Source organism: Streptomyces sp. R302, from assembly GCF_012927245.1.
Taxonomy (GTDB): domain Bacteria; phylum Actinomycetota; class Actinomycetes; order Streptomycetales; family Streptomycetaceae; genus Streptomyces.
In genome coordinates this window covers 70,499-87,101 of sequence record NZ_JABBGE010000012.1, presented here as the reverse complement: position 1 = coordinate 87,101, position 16,603 = coordinate 70,499, and the positions used below count along the sequence as shown (strand labels likewise).

The 16,603-nt window shown below is 75.6% G+C and carries 14 protein-coding genes; 7 read left to right on the top strand and 7 right to left on the bottom strand.

Annotated elements, in window-relative coordinates:
• The first annotated feature begins 35 nt into the window (after positions 1–35).
• Together HHL19_RS31290 and HHL19_RS31285 are read left to right on the top strand one after the other, a co-directional pair.
• Complete coding sequence (locus tag HHL19_RS31290; protein ID WP_169093761.1) at positions 36–1,745, top strand: DUF885 domain-containing protein; 1,710 nt, start codon at positions 36–38, stop codon at positions 1,743–1,745.
• Between the two features lie 71 nt (positions 1,746–1,816).
• On the top strand, positions 1,817–2,275 hold the full coding sequence (locus HHL19_RS31285) for an Lrp/AsnC family transcriptional regulator (RefSeq protein ID WP_169093760.1): 459 nt from the start codon (positions 1,817–1,819) through the stop codon (positions 2,273–2,275).
• On the opposite strand, the gene HHL19_RS31280 is transcribed toward HHL19_RS31285, so the two are convergent.
• The 4 genes from HHL19_RS31280 to HHL19_RS31265 all read right to left on the bottom strand — a co-directional run bounded on the left by HHL19_RS31280 (position 2,265) and on the right by HHL19_RS31265 (position 8,967).
• Positions 2,265–5,309 carry an SMC family ATPase gene (locus tag HHL19_RS31280; protein ID WP_169093759.1) on the bottom strand — a complete coding sequence of 1,015 codons (3,045 nt, stop codon included), beginning with the start codon at positions 5,307–5,309 and terminating at the stop codon, positions 2,265–2,267. The two genes, HHL19_RS31285 and HHL19_RS31280, sit on opposite strands and share 11 nt — an antisense overlap.
• Positions 5,306–6,481, bottom strand: coding sequence for an exonuclease SbcCD subunit D (locus tag HHL19_RS31275; RefSeq protein ID WP_169093758.1), 1,176 nt, complete (start codon positions 6,479–6,481; stop codon positions 5,306–5,308). The genes HHL19_RS31280 and HHL19_RS31275 overlap by 4 nt, the downstream gene beginning before the upstream one ends.
• A 287-nt stretch (positions 6,482–6,768) precedes the next feature.
• On the bottom strand, positions 6,769–7,395 hold the full coding sequence (locus HHL19_RS31270; protein ID WP_169093757.1) for a YigZ family protein: 627 nt from the start codon (positions 7,393–7,395) through the stop codon (positions 6,769–6,771).
• 9 nt (positions 7,396–7,404) lie between these two features.
• Complete coding sequence (locus tag HHL19_RS31265) at positions 7,405–8,967, bottom strand: PucR family transcriptional regulator (RefSeq protein WP_240981997.1); 1,563 nt, start codon at positions 8,965–8,967, stop codon at positions 7,405–7,407.
• A 186-nt stretch (positions 8,968–9,153) separates the two neighbouring features.
• On the opposite strand from HHL19_RS31265, the gene HHL19_RS31260 reads away from it, so the two are divergent.
• The 3 genes from HHL19_RS31260 (at position 9,154) to HHL19_RS31250 (ending at position 12,687) form a co-directional block, all read left to right on the top strand.
• On the top strand, positions 9,154–10,644 hold the full coding sequence (locus tag HHL19_RS31260) for a long-chain fatty acid--CoA ligase (protein WP_169093756.1): 1,491 nt from the start codon (positions 9,154–9,156) through the stop codon (positions 10,642–10,644).
• The gene (locus HHL19_RS31255) at positions 10,641–12,125 is read left to right on the top strand and encodes a carboxylesterase family protein (protein ID WP_169093755.1); all 1,485 of its coding nucleotides are present in this window, start codon (positions 10,641–10,643) and stop codon (positions 12,123–12,125) included. Before HHL19_RS31260 ends, HHL19_RS31255 begins: the two co-directional genes overlap by 4 nt.
• Before the next feature lie 121 nt (positions 12,126–12,246).
• Positions 12,247–12,687, top strand: a complete 441-nt coding sequence (locus HHL19_RS31250) for a CoA-binding protein (protein WP_169093754.1) — start codon at positions 12,247–12,249, stop codon at positions 12,685–12,687.
• A gap of 89 nt (positions 12,688–12,776) precedes the next feature.
• Here HHL19_RS31250 and HHL19_RS31245 read toward each other — a convergent pair whose 3' ends face one another.
• On the bottom strand, positions 12,777–13,340 hold the full coding sequence (locus HHL19_RS31245) for a YbaK/EbsC family protein (protein ID WP_169093753.1): 564 nt from the start codon (positions 13,338–13,340) through the stop codon (positions 12,777–12,779).
• Positions 13,341–13,404: 64 nt separating this feature from the next.
• Positions 13,405–13,977 carry an XRE family transcriptional regulator gene (locus tag HHL19_RS31240; RefSeq protein ID WP_169093752.1) on the bottom strand — a complete coding sequence of 191 codons (573 nt, stop codon included), beginning with the start codon at positions 13,975–13,977 and terminating at the stop codon, positions 13,405–13,407.
• A gap of 117 nt (positions 13,978–14,094) precedes the next feature.
• On the opposite strand from HHL19_RS31240, the gene HHL19_RS31235 reads away from it, so the two are divergent.
• Entirely contained in the window at positions 14,095–14,958 is an 864-nt protein-coding gene (locus HHL19_RS31235; RefSeq protein ID WP_169093751.1) for a DMT family transporter, read from the top strand.
• A gap of 120 nt (positions 14,959–15,078) precedes the next feature.
• Here the strand turns inward: HHL19_RS31235 and HHL19_RS31230 are convergent, their stop codons facing one another.
• A complete protein-coding gene (locus tag HHL19_RS31230; RefSeq protein WP_169093750.1) occupies positions 15,079–15,843 on the bottom strand; it encodes an acyltransferase in 765 nt (254 codons plus the stop codon).
• Between the two features lie 150 nt (positions 15,844–15,993).
• Here HHL19_RS31230 and HHL19_RS31225 point away from each other — a divergent pair, with 150 nt between their 5' ends.
• The gene (locus HHL19_RS31225) at positions 15,994–16,521 is read left to right on the top strand and encodes a gamma carbonic anhydrase family protein (protein WP_169093749.1); all 528 of its coding nucleotides are present in this window, start codon (positions 15,994–15,996) and stop codon (positions 16,519–16,521) included.
• The last annotated feature ends 82 nt before the right edge of the window (positions 16,522–16,603 follow it).

Sequence of the window (16,603 nt, the reverse complement as noted above, 5' to 3'; positions counted from 1 at the left end):
GACGAGGGTGACGGGAGCATGGCGCAGGCATCAGGATGAGTCACATGCCAGAGAGTTCCCGCAGCCACCTGCCCCGTCAGGTCGCCGACGCCTTCGTCGACGACCTCATCGCCCTCGACCCGATCACCGGCACCCACCTGGGCGTCCGGGAGAGCGCAGGCCGCCTCCCCGACTTCTCGCCCGAAGGCCAGGAGGCCGTGGCCGAGCTCGCCCGCCGGACCCTCGCCCTGCTCGACGAGGCCGAGCGGACCCCGGGCGCGGACAGCGACGCCGAGCGGCGCTGTGCCCGCCTGCTCCGGGAGCGGCTCACCGCCGAACTCGCCGTGCACGAGGCCGACGAGGGCCTGTGCGCGGTCAGCAACATGCGCTCGCCGGTGCACAGCGTCCGGATCGCCTTCACCGTGATGCCCACCGAGACCGAGGACGACTGGACGGCCGTCGCGCAGCGGCTGCGGGCCGTCCCGGCCGCCCTGGAGGGCTACCGGGCGTCTCTCGCGCTCGGTCTGGAGCGCAAGCTGTACGGCGGGCCGCGCGCCACCGCCACCTTCGTGGAGCAGCTCGCCGACTGGGCGGGCGGCGACGGCGGGCCCGGCTGGTTCGAGCAGTACGCCGCGGAGCGCCCGGACTCCCTGCCGGCGGAGCTGCGTACCGAACTCGCCGCGGCCGCCGCGGAGGCGAGCGGCGCCCTCGCCGCGCTGCGGGACTGGATGCGCGACGTGTACGCCCCCGCCGTCGCCGGCGCCCCCGACACCGTGGGCCGCGAGCGCTACCGGCGCTGGAGCCGCTACTTCAACGGCACCGACCTGGACCTCGACCAGGCGTACGCGTACGGCTGGGACGAGTACCACCGGCTGCGCGCCGAGATGGTGACCGAGGCCGACCGGATCCTGCCCGGCTCCGACCCGTGGGAGGCGCTCGCCCACCTCGACGAGCACGGCACCCACATCGAGGGCGTCGACGAGGTCCGCGCGTGGCTCCAGGGGCTCATGGACGAGGCGATCGACGCACTGGACGGCACCCACTTCGAACTCGCCGAGCGGGTGCGGAAGGTGGAGTCCCACATCGCCCCGGCGGGCGGGGCCGCCGCCCCGTACTACACCGGCCCCTCCGAGGACTTCTCGCGCCCCGGCCGGACCTGGCTGCCGGTCGACGGGCAGACCCGCTTCCCGGTCTACGACCTGGTGTCGACCTGGTACCACGAGGGCGTCCCCGGCCACCACCTCCAGATCGCGCAGTGGGCGCACGTCGCCGACAGCCTCTCCCGCTACCAGGCGACGATCGGCATGGTCAGCGCCAACGCCGAGGGCTGGGCGCTGTACGCGGAGCGGCTGATGGACGAGCTCGGCTTCCTGCCGGACGCGGAGCGCCGGCTCGGCTACCTGGACGCGCAGATGATGCGGGCCTGCCGGGTGATCGTGGACATCGGCATGCACCTGGAGCTGGAGATCCCGGCGGACTCGCCGTTCCACCCGGGCGAGCGGTGGACCCCGGAGCTGGCGCAGGAGTTCTTCCAGCGGCACAGCAGCCGGCCGCCGGCGTTCGTGGAGAGCGAGCTGACCCGCTATCTGTCGATGCCGGGCCAGGCGATCGGCTACAAGCTGGGCGAGCGGGCGTGGCTGCTCGGCCGCGAGCGGGCCCGCGAGGCGCACGGCGAGGCCTTCGACGCGAAGGCCTGGCACATGGCCGCGCTGAGCCAGGGGCCGCTGGGCCTGGACGACCTGGTGGACGAGATCTCCCGCCTCTGATCCGATCCCGCGGGAGGTTTCCCCGGCGGTCGGCTTGATCCGCCGGGGAAACCCCTGTTGGCTCTGTTGCCATGAACGGTCCCCCGCACGACTACACGCCGGACGCCACCGACTGGCGGATCCTCGACGCCCTCCAGGCCCAGGGCCGGGCCAGCTACGCCGACCTCGCCCGCGCCGTCTCGATGTCGCCCTCGGCGGTGACCGAGCGGGTGCGGCGCCTGGAGGACGCCGGGGTGATCACCGGCTACACCGCCGTGGTCGACCACGAGCGGCTCGGCCTGCCGATCCTCGCCTTCGTACGGCTCCGCTACCCCACCGGCAACTACAAGCCCTTCCACGACCTGGTGGCCGTCACCCCCGAGGTCCTGGAGGCGCACCACGTCACCGGCGACGACTGCTTCGTGATCAAGGTCGCCGCCCGGTCGATGCGCCACCTGGAGGAGATCTCCGGGAAGATCGGCACGCTCGGCTCGGTGACGACCAGCGTCGTCTACTCCTCGCCGCTCCCCCGCCGGCCCGTCAGCCGCTGAGCGCGTCCCCGCCGGTGCGGAGGCGAACGGAGGAGCCGTGCCGGTCCTTGGCGACCTCCAGCTGGGCGGGGATCCGGCGGCGCAGGTCGGCGACGTGGCTGACAAGGCCGACGCTCCTGTTCCGTTCGCGCAGCGAGTCCAGGACGTCGAGGACCTCGTCGAGGGTCTGGTCGTCGAGGCTGCCGAAGCCCTCGTCGATGAAGAGGGTGTCGAGCCGGACGCCGCCGGCCTCGTCGGTGACCACGTCGGCGAGGCCGAGCGCGAGGGCGAGCGAGGCGAAGAAGGTCTCTCCGCCGGACAGGGTGGCGGTGTCGCGGGCGTTGCCGGTCCAGGCGTCGACGACGTGCAGTCCGAGACCGCTGCGGCGGGTGCCCGCGCGCGCGTCGGAGTGGACGAGGGTGTAGCGGCCCGAGGACATCCGCTGGAGGCGGGCGGAGGCGGCCGCGGCGACCTGTTCGAGCCGGGCGGCGAGGACGTACGACTCCAGGCGCATCCGGCGCTCGTTGTCGGCGGAGGTGCCGGCGGTGAGGCCGGCGAGCCGGGCCACCCGGTCGTGTTCGGCGCGCAGCGGGCCGAGGCGGCGCACCTCGGTCTCGGCCTGGCGGGCGAGGGCGGCGAGACCGGTGGCGCGCTCGCGGGCCGCCGTGAGCGCGGCGCCCGCGGCCCGCAGCGCGCGCTCGGCCGCCGCGTGGGCGGCCTCGGCCCCGGCCGGGTCGACGGGCGGCAGCGCGGCTGCCTCGGCGACGCCGGGTTCGGCGAGCCGGTCGGCGACGGTGGCCGCCTCGGCCTGCCAGACGTCGAGCCGGTGCTGGCAGGCGCGGCGGCGCTGCTCGTCCAGGAGGGCGGCGGCGGCCTCGGCGGGGGTGGTGAAGCCGGCCCGGTAGGCGGCGTCGGCGAGGTGGGCGTCCGCCTTCTTCAGGCGGTCGGCGGCCAGTTCCTCGGCGCGTACGGCTCCGGCGGCGCCGACCAGGAGGGCGATGCGGCGCTCCAGGAGCCCGGCGTGCTCGGCGACGGTGGCGAACGCGCCGCGGCCCCGCGCCAGTTCCTCGGCGAGCGCGGCCCGCTGCCGTTCGAGGCCTTCGCGGTGGGAGGTGCGGGCGGCGACGCGCCGCTCCGCGTCCTGCCGCTCGGCGACCCGCTCCTCGTGCTCGCGCTCGGCCCGCGCGAGCGCCTCGCGCGCCGCGTGGGTGCGCCCGGCGAGCGCGTGCGCCTCCGCGTGACGCGCGGTCAGTTCAGCCGCCTCGTCGGCGAGTTCGGCGACGGTGGGCCGGCCGTCCGAGGCTCCTGGGGTGCCCAGGGAGCGCACCTCCTCGCGGGCGGCGGCGAGCGCCTCGCGGGTGCCGGCGAGCGCGCGCTCGGCGGCCCGGCCGCGCTCGTCGGCCTCGGTGTAGCGGGCGTACGCGGCCTCCTCGGCGGCCCGGTCGACGTGGTCGGCCGTGAGGGCGGTCGGGGCGGGGTGGCTGGTGGAGCCGCACACCTGGCAGGGGTCGCCGTCGGCGAGGGTGGCGGCGAGTTCGGCGGCGATGCCGCGCAGCCGGCGGGACTTGAGGTCGAGCCAGGTCTCGTGGGCGGTGTTGCGGGCCTCTCGGGCGGTGGCGTACCGCTCCTCGGCACGGGCCAGGTCCTCGGCGAGGGCGTCGCGGCGGCGGGCGGCGGCGAGCCGGAGGCGGAGGGGTTCGAGGCGGCCGGCGAGCTGTTCGGCGCGGGTGACGGCCTCCTGCGCGGAGTCGACGGCCTGCTGGAGCGCGGCGCGCCGGGGCTCCCAGTCGGCGAGCCAGCCGGCCGCCTCCTGGAGGGCCTCCTCGTCGGCGCGGGCCTCCCGGTCGAGGAGGGCGCGCTCCGCGGCGAGTTCGGCGGCGACGCTCTCGGCGCGGCGGGCGGCGGCGAGCCCGCCGAGCTCCTCGCGGAGCCGGTTCTCCAGGGTGGAGAGGTGCTCGGCCGGGGACTCGGCGAGCTCGGGGGGCAGTTCGGCGCGGGCCGCGTCACGGTCGGCGAGCGCCCCGGCGTGTTCGCGGACGGCCTCGTGGCGCAGGGCGAGCGCGGGGGCGACCCGGTCGGCCTTGAGGGCGAGGTCGAGGGCGTGCCGGTCCCGGTCCCGCTCCGGGACGCGGGCGGTCAGCGCCTCCTGGCGGCGCAGCGCCTCGGCGTGCCGGGCCTGCCGGGCGGCGAGGTCACGGGCGTCCGCCGCGGCGGCGCGGGCGAGGCCCTCGGCGTGCTCGGCGGCGGCGAGGCGGACGGCGGCGATGTCGGCGGCCTCGCGGGCCTCGGTGCGGGCGACGGCGCCCCAGCCGAGGACGGCGTCGGCGAGGCCCGGTTCACCCGGCCTGCCGTCGACGGGGGTGCTCGCGGCGGGCAGGCCCCCGGCGGCCTGGGCCATGCGGTGGGCGAGGGCGAGGAGGCGGGCGTCGCCCTCCTCGACGCGGTGGGCGGCGGCGCGGCGGAGCTCGGCGAGGCGTTCCTCGACGGCGGCGAAGCGACGGGTGTCGAAGAGGCGGCCGAGGAGCTTGCCGCGGGCCTCGGCGTCGGCGCGCAGGAAGCGGGCGAAGTCGCCCTGCGGGAGCAGCACGACCTGGCAGAACTGGTCGCGGCTCATGCCGAGGAGCTGGGTGATCTCCTCGCCGATCTCCTGGTGGGACTTGGAGAGCCCGGTCCACGCGCGCGTGGCGGGGTCGTACTCGCGCAGGGTGCTCTGCGCCTTCTCCGTGGTGAAGCCGCCGCCGCGCTTCTTGGGGCGCGGCTGGGCGGGGCTGCGCCGGATCTCCAGGCGCCGGCCGCCGACGGTGAGGTCGAGCAGCACCTCGGTGAGGGTGTCCACGGGCGCGTGGTCGCTGCGGAGGGTGGAGCCGGAGGACTGGCGGGCGCCGGGCACGCTCCCGTACAGGGCGAAGCAGACCGCGTCGAGGACGGAGGTCTTGCCCGCGCCGGTGGGTCCGTGGAGGAGGAACAGCCCGGCGGCGGACAGGGCGTCGAAGTCGACGGTCTGGGTGGTCCCGAAGGGGCCGAAGGCGGTGATCTCCAGCCGGTGCAGCCTCATCGGCCGGCCTCCCGTTCGGTGGTGGCTGCCTCGACGCGGACGTCGTCGAAGGCGCCGTACAGCACAGTCCGTTCGGCCGGGTCGAGGCCGTCGCCGGCGCGGACGTAACTCACGAAGTCCTCGGCGATCTGCTGGTCGCTGCGGCCCCGGAGCCGCTGGGCGTAGGAGGCGAGGGAGTCGGTGTCGGCGCGTTCGGGGTCGAAGACGAGGCTCAGGGTGTGCGGGAAGCGCGCGGCGAGCCGGGCCATCGGGTCGTGGGGCCGGACGGCGTCGGTGAGGGTGGCCTCGATCCAGGAGTCCCGGTGCCGCTCGTGCGCGGGGTCGTCCAGCAGCTCGTCGAGCCGGCCCCGGAGACGGGCGAGGGGGCGGGGCACCGGGCAGTCGACGCGCTCGGCGGCGGCGATCGCGCCGTCGCCGTCCAGGTCGATCAGCCACATCGTCTTGCGGTGATCGGCCTCGGAGAAGGAGTAGGCGAGCGGCGAACCGGAGTAGCGCACCCGCGGGGTCAGCGTCTGGGAACCGTGCAGGTGGCCGAGGGCCACGTAGTCCACGCCGTCGAAGACCGCGGCGGGGACGGCCGCGACGCCGCCGACGGTGATGTCGCGCTCGCTGTCGCTGGGCGCGCCGCCCGCGACGAAGGCGTGCGCGAGGACGACGGAACGCGTCCCCTCGGGCCGGGCGGCGAGGTCCGCCCGCACCCGGTCCATCGCGGCGGAGAGCACCGCCTCGTGCCCGGACCTCGCCGCGCCGAGCTGCTCCCGTACCAGCGCCGGCTCCAGGTACGGCAGGCCGTAGAGGGCGACCTCGCCGTGGGCGTCCGTGAGGACGACGGGGGTGCCGATGCCTGCCGGGTCGGTCCGCAGGTGGACGCCCGCGCGGCCGAGGAGTCCGGCGCCGACGCCGAGGCGGCGGGCCGAGTCGTGGTTCCCGGAGATCATGACCGTGGGCACGCCGGCCTCGGCGAGGCGGTGCAGCGCGCGGTCGAACAGCTCGACGGCGGGCAGCGGCGGCACGGCCCGGTCGTAGACGTCCCCGGCGACGAGCACGGCGTCCACCTCGCGGTCGCGGACGGTGGCGACGAGGTGGTCGAGGAAGGCGGCCTGGGCTTCGAGCAGGCCGACGCGGTGGAAGGACCGGCCGAGGTGCCAGTCCGAGGTGTGCAGGAACCTCACGTCGTCGTCCCACCCCGCATGCGCGTGCCGCTCCTCGCCCCTGGTCCTGGATCCAAGATCTTGGATCCAGGATTCCGGATCCAGAATCCTGTGTCCCGGATTCTGGATATTGGATCCCGGATCCCGGATCCGAAGTTTGTGTCCCGGATTCTGGATCCAAGATTCTGGATCCAGAATTCTGGCGCCCGGATCCTGGATCCAGGGCCCCGGATCTTGGATCCGTTGCTCTATCGTCCGCCCACCACGCTAACCCGGCGGGGGCAGTGGCCGGGGCCACAAGCGGAGGCTCAGGCGTCGCCGTACGCCTCGCCGCCGAGTTCCACGGTGGCCGTGCCGGCCGTCACGTCGGCGAGCCAGGCGCGGAAGGCGGGCACGTCGGCGTCGGGGAGGCCGATCTCGAGGGTGACGGCCTCGGCGTAGCGCACCTCGCGGACGGAGCGGCCGGTGGAGCGGAGGTCGTTCTCCAGTTTTCCGGCCCGCTGGTGGTCGACGGTGACGGTGGCGAGCCGGTAGCGCTGGCGGGTGAGGGTGCCGAGGGCGTCGAGGGCCTCGCCGACGACGCCGCCGTAGGCGCGGATGAGGCCGCCCGCCCCGAGCTTCACGCCGCCGTAGTAGCGGGTGACGACGGCGGCGACGTACCGCATGTCGCGGCGCAGCAGCATCTGGAGCATGGGGACGCCGGCGGTGCCGCCGGGTTCGCCGTCGTCGCTGGCCTTCTGTACGGAGGCGTCGGCGCCGAGCACGTAGGCGAAGCAGTTGTGGGTGGCCGTCGGGTGCTCGCGGCGGATCCGGGCGACGAACTCCTGTGCCTCCTGCTCGTCGGCGACGGGCGCGAGCGCGCAGAGGAAGCGCGAGCGGTTGATCTCGGTCTCGTGGACGCCCTCGTGGGCCAGCGTGCGGTACTGCTCCTGCATCCCGCCAGCCTACGTGCCGTACGGGTCCCGGTCGGCGCCGCCCGGTCCCGGGGCTCCGGCTGCGGGCGGGTGGGCCCCCGGCACGTCGGGGAGGCCGGCGAAGGGGAGGGCGCGCAGGGCGAGGGCCCAGCCGAGCCGGGCCTCGCCGGATTCGGCGGAGCGGCCGGTGAGCTCGGCGACGCGGCCGATGCGGTTGAGGACGGTGTTGCGGTGGCAGTAGAGGAGTTCGGCGGCGCGGGAGGCGGAGCAGCCGTGGTCGAGCCAGACGCGGAGGGTGGTGAGGAGCGCGGTGCGTTCGCCGCCGGTGGCGAGGACGGGTCCGAGGTGGACGGTGACGATCCGCTCGGCGATGTCGGGGCGGCCGCCGAGCAGGATCTCGGTGAGGCGGTCGTCGAAGACGGCGGCCTCACCGCTGCCGGCGGGGAGGGTGCGGAGGGTCTGCTCGGCGAGCCGGAGGGCGCGGCCCGCCTGGGAGAGGCGTTCGAACTCGGGCGAGACGCCGGCGGTGGCGCCGGTGCGTTCGCGCAGCGCGTCGAGGAGGCGGAGCAGCGCGGGATCGGGCCGGGCGCCGGGCGGGGACGGGGTCCGGCCGGCGGGGGTGTCGCGGCGCGGGAGGCGGACGACGCCGGCGTACCGGCCGGAGCGCGGGCGCCAGAACGACCAGAGTCCCTGGGCCTCCAGGACGGGCGCGGGCTGCGGCGGCGCGGCCGGGTCCTGGGTGGCGACCACGACGACGTACCGGTCCTGGGCGGGCACGCCGAGGGCTGCGGCCGCGGCGGCCGCGACGGCGGGGTCGTCGGCACGGCCGTCGAGCAGCGCGTCGAAGAGGGCGGCCCGGCGGGTGTCCCGCTGGTTCTGGAGCTCCAGCTGGGCGAGCCGGTAGGCGTCGGCCATCGCGACCGAGTAGCGGTCGATGGTCTCCCAGACGGCGCCGGCGACGTCGAGCTCCAGGTCGCGGCTGTCCGCCTCGCGGCCGCTCCTGGTGCGCAGGTGCTCGGCCATGAGCTGCCACAGGACCCGGCCGCCGCGCCGGTACGCCTGGAGGACGATGTCCAGCGGGACGCCCTGCTCGGCGCGGCGGCGGCCGGTGTCGCGGGCGGCGCCCTCGAAGTCGCCGCCGGTCGGGGCGAGGCCGCCGAAGTCCTCCAGGGCGCGCAGCATGTTGTCCCGGCAGAACCCCCACAGGTCCTCGCGGGTGACGGGGTCGCCGGCGGCGTAGGTGCCGGAGTGGGCGCGGATGTCGTCGACGGCCCGGTCGGTGAGCCGGTCGACGTCGGCGAGCAGCGCGGCGGCGAGGGTGCGGCGGAGCGCGCCGGAGCCGCCGGCCGGGTCCAGCCGGGTGTGCGCGCCGGAGCCGCCGGCCGAACCGGGCCGGGTGCGCGCGGCGGGCCCGACGTGCGGGCCGCCCGGCCGGCCGGGCCTCGGTCCGGGGGTTCCGGGGGTTCCGGGGGTTCCGGAGGCTCCGGGGGCTCCGGCAGCTCCGGAAGATCCGAGGGCTCCGGAAGATCCGGGCGGTCCGGAGGCTCCGGGAGCTCCAGGGGCTCCCGGCGCTCCGGGTGGGCTGGACGTCATGGCCCGCACCGTAACGCCGTGGTTTGGCGATTGCCACGCCCGGGCGGCGGCCGGGTGGCCGATGCCCAGCCCGGATCGCCGCATGGTGTGCGTCTGCACATGGTGTGGGGGTGGTCCGGCGATCGATTCTGTGCCGTGTCACGGAATGTTGACATCGCCGTCAACTCCACGTCTTGGGAGCGTGTCATGTCACTGAGCGTCGCCGGCGTCCTGGGCGAGTCCGCCCGTCACTTCCCCGACCGGATCGCCGTCGTCGAGGGCGCGAGCCGGTTCACCTACCGCGAGCTGTGGGACGGGGCGCTGCGCTGCGCGGCCGGGCTGCGGGAGGCGGGGGTGAAGCCGGGCGACCGGGTGGCGGTGCTGCTGCCGAACACCGTCGAGTTCCTGCGCGTCTACTACGGCGCGCTCGCCGCCGGCGCCACCGTCGTGCCGGTGCACGCGCTGCTCGTCGCCGACGAGGTGCGATACGTCCTGGAACACAGCGGGGCGACGGCGATCGTGAGCGGCGGGCCGCTGTGGGCGGTCGCCGACGAGGCGGCGCGGGCGGCCGGGGTGCGGGCCTTCCAGGGCGGGCCGTCGGCGCCGGAGCCGCTGGCGGCGGCGGAGCCCGCCGAGCCGTCCGACACGGCGGTGATCCTCTACACGAGCGGCACCACGGGCCGCCCCAAGGGCGCCTGCCTCACCCATCTCAACATCGTCATGAACGCGTCCGTCACCTCGCAGGACCTGCTCGGTCTCGGCGCGGACGACGTCGTCCTCGGCTGTCTGCCGCTCTTCCACAGCTACGGGCAGACGTGCGCGATGAACGGGACGCTGCGGCAGGGCGCCACGCTGGTGCTGCTGCCGAGGTTCAGCGGCCCCGCGGCGCTCGACGTGCTCGCCGACGAGGGCGTGACGGTGTTCATGGGCGTGCCGACGATGTACCACGCGCTGGTGGAGGCGGCGGCCTCCTCCGACCGGCGTCCTGAGGCGCTGCGGGCGGCGGTCTCCGGGGGCGCGGCGCTGCCGGTCGCGGTCCTGGAGCGTTTCGAGGAGGCCTTCCGGACGCCGGTCCTGGAGGGGTACGGGCTGACGGAGACCGCGCCGGTGGCGACGTTCAACCAGCCGCACCTGGGGCGGCGGCCGGGCACGGTGGGGCATCCGGTGTGGGGCGTGGAGGTCGGGGTGGCCGACGCGGCGGCCGAGGACGCGATCCGGCTGCTGCCGGACGGCGCGGTCGGCGAGATCGTGGTGCGCGGGCACAACGTCTTCGCCGGCTATCTCGACGATCCCGCGGCGACGGCGGCGGCGGTCGTGGACGGCTGGTTCCGCACCGGCGATCTGGGCGTCCGCGACGAGGACGGCTTCCTGCGGATCGTGGACCGGAAGAAGGACCTGGTGATCCGGGGCGGGTTCAACATCTATCCGCGCGAGGTGGAGGAGGTCCTGGTCCGTCACCCGTCGGTGTCCGAGGTCGCCGTGATCGGCGTGCCCGACGAGGCCAAGGGCGAGGAGGTGTGCGCGGTGGTGGTCCGGCGCGAGGGCGCGGGTCCCGTCGCGGAGGAGGAGCTCGTCGACTGGGCGCGGGAGCGGCTCGGCCGCCACAAGTACCCGCGCCTCGTCCGCTTCGTCGACGCCCTGCCCCTGGGCCCGACCGGCAAGGTCCTCAAGCGCGCCCTCGTGGAACCCCGGCCGTGACGGCGCCCGAGGCGGCGCTCGCCGCCGGGCGGGTGCGGGGCGCGTTCGTGGCCGGCGGGGTGGCCCGCTTCCTGGGCGTGCCGTACGCGCGGCCGCCGTTCGGGCCGCTGCGGTTCCGGGCGCCGGAGCCGGTGGAGCCGTGGGAGGGGGTGCGGTCGGCGACGGAGTTCGGGCCGACCGCGCCGAAGCGGCCCTACGCGCCACCGCTGGACGCGCTGTTGCCGGACCCGGCGGTCGAGGGCGACGACTGCCTCAACGTCAACGTCTGGGCGCCCTGGGACACCGCGTCCGGCACCGGGCGGGGCGGCCGGCCGGTGATGGTGTGGATCCACGGCGGTTCGCTGATCCACGGCTCCAACGCCGTCCCCGTCTACGACGGCGCCGCGTTCGCCCGCGACGGCGTGGTCCTCGTCTCCGTCAACTACCGGCTCGGCGTGGAGGGGTTCGGGGTCTTCCCCGACGCGCCGGCCAACCTCGGTCTGCGCGACCAGCTCGCCGCGCTCACCTGGGTGCGGGAGAACGTCGCGGCCTTCGGGGGCGATCCGGCGCGGGTGACGGTCTTCGGGGAGTCGGCGGGCGCGATCTCGATCGCGGCGCTGCTCGCCTCGCCGCTCGCGCACGGGCTGTTCCGGCGGGCGGTCGTGCAGAGCGGGGCGCCCATGGCGCTGCCGGTGGCGCGGGCGCGGCGGACGACCGAGGCCGTGGCGAAGCGGCTCGGGGTCCCGGCGACGGCGGAGGCGTTCGCCGCGGTGGACCGGGAGCGGCTGCTGACGGCGCAGACGGAGGTGACGGCGAAGGGCTCGCCGCTCACCGGCGGCGGCCACTCCTTCCAGCTCGTGGTCGACGGCGACGTGCTGCCGCGCGATCCGGCGGAGGCCCTGCTCGGCGACGGCGGGCCGGGCGTGGCGTCCGGCGAGGTCGACCTGCTGCTGGGGACGACATCGGAGGAGTACCGGCTCTGGTTCGTGCCGAGCGGCCTCGTGGAGCGGCTGTCGGCGCCGACGCTGCGGCTCGCGCTGTGGAAGTCGCGGGTGCCGTCGCGTACGGCGCGGGTCTACCGGGCGAACCGGCCGCAGGCCAGGCCCGGCGAGATCCTGGGCGCGCTGGCCACCGACAAGCTGCTGCGGGTGCCGCTCAACCGGCTCGCCGACGCGCGGCTGCGGTCGGGGGCGGCGGGACGGACGTACGTGTACGAGTTCGGCTGGCCGTCGCCGGTGCTCGGCCTCGGCGCCTGCCACGCCCTGGAGCTCGGCTTCGTCTTCGACACCCTGGACACCCCGGAGGCGCGGGCGATGACGGGGCCGGACGCGCCGCGCGCGCTGGCGGCGGCGATGCACGCGGCCTGGGTGGCGTTCGCGGCGGAAGGCGATCCGGGGTGGCGGGCGTGGGACGCGGAGCGGCCGGTGATGGCCTTCGGCCCGGGCCGTCCGTCCCTGGTCCTGGCCCCCCGGGAGGACGAACGGCGCGCCTGGGACGGCTGAGGCCCCCACCGCGCCCACCGCGCCCACCGCCGGGTCCGGCACGGGAAGGATCCGGGGCCGCGGCGGGTTCGTACCGGGGGAAGGCCCGTACGGAACGAACGAACGAAGGAAGGCATCAGGGATGAGCGTCGACACCACGATCACCGAGGCTGCGGAGCGCTCCGAGGAGGAGACCGTCCGCCGGATCCTGACGGGCACGGGCGACACCTGGGCGATCGTGGGCCTCTCCGCGAACCGGGAGCGCGCCGCGTACGGGGTGGCGGCCGTGCTCCAGCGCTTCGGCAAGCGGATCGTGCCGGTCCACCCGAAGGCGGAGACGGTCCACGGGGAGCGGGGCTACGCCTCCCTCGCCGAGATCCCGTTCCCGGTCGACGTCGTGGACGTCTTCGTCAACAGCTCCCTGGCGGGCGCGGTCGCCGACGAGGCGCGGGAGGCCGGCGCGAAGGCGGTCTGGTTCCAGCTCGGCGTCGTCGACGAGGCGGCGTACGCCCGCACGACGGAGGCGGGCCTGGACATGGTGATGGACCGCTGCCCGGCGATCGAGATCCCGCGCCTGGGCTGACACCGCGTCACGGACGGCGCGTCACGGACGGCGGGTCACGGACGGCGGGTCACGGACGGCGGGTCACGGACGGCCCGCCGCCCGGGCCGTCACTCCACGGGCCGGCCGAGCCCCTCCAGGACGACGGCGTTCGGCAGCTGGGCGAAGGCCTTGCCCGGGAGGATGAGCTTTCCCCGGCGGCGGCCGCTGCCGACGAGCACCCAGGGGGTGTCGACGACGGCGGCGTCCACGAGGAGGGGCCACGCGGCGGGGAGGCCGACGGGGGTGATGCCGCCGTACTCCATGCCGCTGTCGCCGGTGGCGGTCTCCATCGGCGCGAAGCTCACCTTGCGGGCGCCCAGGTGCTTGCGGACGACGCCGTTGACGTCGACGCGGTGGGCGGACTTCACCAGGCACGCGGCGAGCGTCGTCGTCTCGCCGCGCTTCCCCGCCACGACGACGCAGTTCGCGGACGCGTCGAGGAGGGCCGGGCCGTGGTGCTCGACGAAGACGGCGGTGTCGGCGATGGCCGGGTCGGTGTCGACGTAGAGGATCTGCTCGGCGGGCACCGGTCCGGTCCAGGCGCGCACGGCCGCGGCGACGGGCGGCGTGAGGAGGTCCGGGCGGTCGGGGGCGGGCAGGGCGTCGTCGAAGTCTCCGATGGGTGCGCGCATGCGCGCCACGCTAGCGGCTCCCGCCCGGCGCCCGGCCCGCCGTCTCGGCGTACGGGCGGCCGTCTCAGCGTACGGGCGGCACCGAGACGGCCATGGTCAGCTCGACGGTCTCGTCGCCGTCGTTGCGGTACGTGTGCGGGGCCGAGGCCTCGAAGACGGCGGAGGTGCCGGCGGGGACGGTGTGCTCGACGCCGTCGACGACGAGGGTGAGCACGCCGGCGGTGACGTGGAGCAGCTCGGTGGTGCCCTGCGGGTGCGGGTCGGAGGAGCTGCCGTCGCCGGACACGAGGGACCAGGACCAGAGTTCCAGCGGGCCGCGGGCCTCGGTGCCGACGAGCAGGGTGGTGTGGCTGCCGGCCGGGGTGGACCACATGCGGACGGCCTGCTCCGGCGGCACGAGCCGGACGTGGGTGCCCTGCTCGTGGTCGAGGAGGGTGGTGAGGGAGACGCCGAGGGCGTCGGCCAGCTTCACGGTGGTGCCGACGCTCGGGTTGGTCCTGGCCTGCTCGATCTGGATGATCATGCCGCGGCTGACGCCGGAGCGGGCGGCGAGCGCGTCCAGGGTGAAGCCCCGTTCGTTGCGCCAGCGCTTGAGGTTACGGGCGAGCGACTGGGTCAGCTGGTCGAGGTCCGACACATTCCGTCCAATATTCTCGATGGAAGAGTCCAATAGACTGCACTACGGTGCAGCGCACCCGATCGTGCACTGCACTGTACTGCCCCGGCCCGCCCGTACCCGCCTGCGAGGACCCCCATGACCGCCGTGTTCGCCCTGGCCACCGCCCTCCTCTGGGGCCTCGCCGACTTCGGGGGCGGACTGCTCACCCGGCGCCTCCCGGCCCTCACCGTCGTCGTGGTCTCGCAGGTCCTCGCCGTCCTCGTCCTCGGCGCGGTCGTCGCCGCGACGGGCGCCTGGACCGAGGCGGGCCCCGAGCTCTGGTACGCAGTCGCCGCGGGCGTCGTCGGCCCCGCCGCGATGCTCGCCTTCTACAAGGCCCTCGCGCTCGGCCCGATGGGCGTCGTCTCGCCGCTCGGCTCGCTCGGCGTGGTCGTCCCCGTCACCGTGGGCCTCGTCCTGGGCGACCGGCCCGGCCTGTTCCAGGTCGGCGGCATCGTCGCCGCGATCGTGGGCATCGTCCTCGCCGGCGGCCCCGAGCTGCGCGGCGCTCCCGTCCGGCGTCAGGCCGTCGTCCTCACGCTCTTCGCCGCCTTCGGCTTCGGTGCGGTCATGGCGCTCATCGCCGAGGCGTCGACCACGGTCACCGGCCTCTTCCTCGCGCTCTTCGTGCAGCGCGTCACCAACGTCGCCGTCGGCGGCGGCGCGCTGTACCTCTCCGTGCGGCGCGGCGGCCGGGCGCTGCCCGAGGAGGGCTTCGGGGTGATCCGCGGCGCGCTTCCGGCGCTCGCCTTCGTGGGTCTGGCCGACGTCGCCGCCAACGGCACGTACGCCATCGCGGCGCAGCGCGGTCCGGTCCTGGTGGCCGCCGTGCTCGCCACCTTCTACCCGGTGGTGACCGCGCTCGCCGCGTTCGGCATGCTCCGCGAGCGACTCCGCGCCGTCCAGGCGGCGGGTGCGGGACTCGCGCTCGTCGGCACGGTCCTCATCGCGGGCGGCTGACCCGCGGGGGGGCTGACCCGCGGGGGGGTGCACCGCAGGGGGGTGCCCCGCAGAGGGCACCGCAGGGGGGGGCTGCCCCGCGGGCGTCGGCTCACGGGCGCCTGAGCAGCGGGCGTCGACTCAGGACGACGGGGCCTCGGCCTGCTCCTGCTCGATCTCCCAGGCCGCGAGGGCCGCCAGCTGCTCGGAGGTGACGTCCTCCGGTATCGGCCTCGGGGCCGGCGTGCGCAGCGGCGGCTGCCAGCCCCGCTCCGGATCCCAGCGGCGTACGACCCTGGCCGGGGCGCCCGCCACCACCGAGTGGTCGGGCACCTCGCCGCGGACCACCGCGCCGGCCGCGACGACGACGTTCCGGCCGATCCGCGCGCCCGGCAGGATCACCGCCCCGGTGCCCAGCCAGCAGCCGGGGCCGATCGAGACCGGCTCGGAGCGGGGCCACTGGCGGCCGATGGGCTCGTGCGGATCGTCGTAGCTGTGGTTCGTCGACGTGATGTAGACGTACGGACCGCAGTAGGTGTCCGAGCCGATGGTGATCGTCGTGTCGGCGATGACGTGGCTGCCGCGGCCGAGGACGACACCGTCGCCGAGGGTCAGCACCGTCTCCGTGCCGAGGTCGAGCCCCGGCAGCATCCCGGCGGTCAGGGTCACCTGCTCGGCGATGATGCAGCACGCGCCGATCTCGATCCACCGCTCGCCGAAGACCGTGCCCTGCGGGAAGGCGAGCCGGGTGCCCTCGCCGAGCCGCCGGAAGCGCAGCCGCCCGGGGTGCTCCGCCGTCACCGCGCCCGCCTGCTGCGCCCAGCGCAGGCCGCCCTGGAGGGCGTGGGCGACGACCCGGCGCCGCCAGGCGGTCAGGGATGAGAACGTGTTTCCGTTTTTGGGCACCCCGACACCGTAGTCGGCGGCGTCGGAGCCGATCAGCGCCGTCCCCTGTGATGTCCGTCATGGGCCCGGCATAGGGTGCGGGCAGAACACCGGATGGCGCGACACCACCACGGCCGCACGGGCCGTACGGACCCCCAGGAGTGAGACCCCATGGCAGAGGCGTTGATCAAGGCCGTCGGCGGCAAGGAGCCGGTCGTCGACCCGACCGCCTTCACGGCCCCGACCTCGGTGGTGCTCGGCGAGGTGACGCTCGGGGCGCGCGCCGGGATCTGGTACCACGCGGTGCTGCGCGCCGACTGCGGTCCCATCACCGTCGGCGAGGACTCCAACGTCCAGGACAACTGCACCGTCCACGTCGACCCCGGCTTCCCCGTCTCGATCGGCGACCGCGTCACGATCGGGCACAACGCCACCGTCCACGGCTGCGTCATCGAGGACGACGTCCTCGTCGGCATGGGCGCGACCGTGCTCAACGGCGCCCGGATCGGCGCGGGCTCGCTCATCGCGGCGCAGGCCCTGGTGCCGCAGGGCATGGAGGTGCCGCCCGGCTCGCTGGTCGCCGGCGTCCCCGCGAAGGTCCGCCGCGCGCTGACCGAGGAGGAGCAGGCCGGCATCCGGCTGAACGCCGAGATGTACCTCCACCTGGCCAAGACGCACGCCGAGGCGTACGAGGACTGATCCCGCGCTTCCCCCGACACTCGCCTACGTGACGGAGGGCGGCGCCCGGAACGCTCCCGGGTGCCGCCCTCCGTCACGTACG

Bases quoted from the DNA above. Each gene is read 5' to 3' on its own strand.
- HHL19_RS31290 (WP_169093761.1), top strand. From the start codon at position 36: ATGAGTCACATGCCAGAGAGTTCCCGCAGCCACCTGCCCCGTCAGGTC.
- HHL19_RS31285 (WP_169093760.1), top strand. From the start codon at position 1,817: ATGAACGGTCCCCCGCACGACTACACGCCGGACGCCACCGACTGGCGG.
- HHL19_RS31280 (WP_169093759.1), bottom strand. From the start codon at position 5,309: ATGAGGCTGCACCGGCTGGAGATCACCGCCTTCGGCCCCTTCGGGACC.
- HHL19_RS31270 (WP_169093757.1), bottom strand. From the start codon at position 7,395: ATGCAGGAGCAGTACCGCACGCTGGCCCACGAGGGCGTCCACGAGACC.
- HHL19_RS31265 (WP_240981997.1), bottom strand. From the start codon at position 8,967: ATGACGTCCAGCCCACCCGGAGCGCCGGGAGCCCCTGGAGCTCCCGGA.
- HHL19_RS31260 (WP_169093756.1), top strand. From the start codon at position 9,154: ATGTCACTGAGCGTCGCCGGCGTCCTGGGCGAGTCCGCCCGTCACTTC.
- HHL19_RS31250 (WP_169093754.1), top strand. From the start codon at position 12,247: ATGAGCGTCGACACCACGATCACCGAGGCTGCGGAGCGCTCCGAGGAG.
- HHL19_RS31245 (WP_169093753.1), bottom strand. From the start codon at position 13,340: ATGCGCGCACCCATCGGAGACTTCGACGACGCCCTGCCCGCCCCCGAC.
- HHL19_RS31235 (WP_169093751.1), top strand. From the start codon at position 14,095: ATGACCGCCGTGTTCGCCCTGGCCACCGCCCTCCTCTGGGGCCTCGCC.
- HHL19_RS31225 (WP_169093749.1), top strand. From the start codon at position 15,994: ATGGCAGAGGCGTTGATCAAGGCCGTCGGCGGCAAGGAGCCGGTCGTC.